General features: G+C 66.1%; 1 protein-coding gene. It reads left to right on the plus strand.

Annotated features, from left to right (window positions below):
• Positions 1 to 11: 11 nt before the first annotated feature.
• Positions 12 to 1,907 carry a 3-dehydroshikimate dehydratase QuiC gene (gene quiC, locus ACK1U9_RS00130; protein WP_449109676.1) on the plus strand — a complete coding sequence of 632 codons (1,896 nt, stop codon included), beginning with the start codon at positions 12 to 14 and terminating at the stop codon, positions 1,905 to 1,907.
• Positions 1,908 to 1,992: the final 85 nt, after the last annotated feature.

Consider the following 1,992-nt stretch of genomic DNA (forward strand, 5'->3'; position numbering starts at 1 on the left):
TGCAGCGTTCGATCGCTACCGTGTCCTTGAGCGGCACCCTGCCGGAAAAGCTCGAAGCCATCGCCGCCGCCGGTTTTGACGGCGTCGAGATCTTCGAAAACGACCTGCTCTATTACGCCGGCAGCCCGCGCCAGGTGCGGCAGATGTGCGCCGACCTGGGTATTGCCATCACCCTGTTCCAGCCGTTTCGCGACTTTGAAGGCTGCCGCCGCGACCGCCTGCAGAAGAACCTCGACCGCGCCGAGCGCAAGTTCGACCTGATGCAGGAACTGGGCACCGACCTGGTGCTGGTGTGCAGCAACGTCCAGGCCGATGCCCTTGGCGAAGAACAACTGCTGGTCGACGACCTGCGCCTGCTGGCCGAGCACGCTGGCAAACGCGGCCTGCGCATTGGCTACGAAGCCCTGGCCTGGGGCCGCCACGTCAACACCTACCAGCAAGTCTGGAACCTGGTGCGCCAGGCCGACCACCCGGCCCTCGGGGTGATCCTCGACAGCTTCCACACCTTGTCGCTCAAGGGCGACCCGAGCGCGATCCGCGACATCCCCGGCGACAAGATCTTCTTCGTGCAAATGGCCGACGCGCCGATCCTGGCCATGGATGTGCTGGAGTGGAGCCGCCACTTCCGCTGCTTCCCGGGGCAGGGCGAGATGGACATGGCCGGTTTCCTGGCGCCAATCCTTGCCACCGGCTACCGCGGGCCGCTGTCGCTGGAAATCTTCAACGACGGCTTCCGCGCCGCGCCGCCCCGGCAGAACGCCGCCGATGGCCTGCGTTCGCTGCTGTACCTCGAAGAGCACACCCGCCTGCGCCTGGAGCAGGAAGGCACCTCGATCGAGCCTGGTGTGCTGTTCACCCCGCCGGCGGCCAGTGCCTATGACGGCGTGGAGTTCCTCGAATTCGCGGTCGACGAAGCCGTCGGCGCGCGCCTGGGCAGCTGGCTGAAGCGCCTGGGCTTTGCCGAAGCCGGCAAGCACCGCAGCAAAGAAGTGCAGTTGCTGCGCCAGGGCGATATCAACATTGTGCTGAACGCCGAACCCTATTCCTTCGGCCACAACTTCTTCGAGGCCCACGGGCCGTCGCTGTGCGCCACCGCGCTGCGGGTCAAGGACCAGCAAGCCGCCCTGAAGCGCGCCACCGCCTTCCGTGGCCAGCCGTTCCGTGGCCTGGTCGGGCCCAACGAGTGCGAAGTGCCGGCGGTACGTGCACCGGATGGCAGCCTGCTGTACCTGGTGGAGCAGGGCACTGCCGGCCAGACCCTGTACGACACCGACTTCAGCCTGGACAAGAACGCCACGGCCACCGGCGGCCTGCGCCGCATCGACCACATGGCCCTGGCCCTGCCGGCCGAGTCGCTGGACAGCTGGGTGCTGTTCTACAAGAGCCTGTTCGATTTCGCCGCCGACGACGAAGTGGTGCTGCCGGACCCTTACGGCCTGGTCAAGAGCCGCGCCCTGCGTAGCCAGTGCGGCACCCTGCGCCTGCCGCTGAACATCTCGGAAAACCGCAACACCGCCATCGCCCATGCGTTGTCCAGTTATCGAGGTTCGGGGGTGCATCACATCGCCTTCGATTGCGACGACATCTTCCGCGAGGTGGCGCGGGCCAAACTGGCTGGGGTACCGCTGCTGGAAATCCCGCTGAACTACTACGACGACCTGGCGGCGCGTTTCGATTTCGATGACGAGTTCCTCAGCGAACTGGCCTACTACAACGTGCTGTACGACCGCGATGCCCAGGGCGGCGAGCTGTTCCACGTGTACACCGAGCCGTTCGAAGAGCGTTTCTTCTTCGAGATCATCCAGCGCAAGGGGGGGTATGCCGGTTACGGTGCGGCCAACGTCGCGGTGCGCCTGGCGGCGATGGCCAAGGCCCGCAGCGGGGCGGCGCGCAAGCCGGTCCTGTAGTTGCTTGCCTGTATCGGCCTCATCGCCGGCAAGCCAGCTCCCACAGGATCACCACAGCCCGATGGGCTTTTGCAGCCCCTGTGGG

Source organism: Pseudomonas sp. XP1 (genome assembly GCF_053557675.1).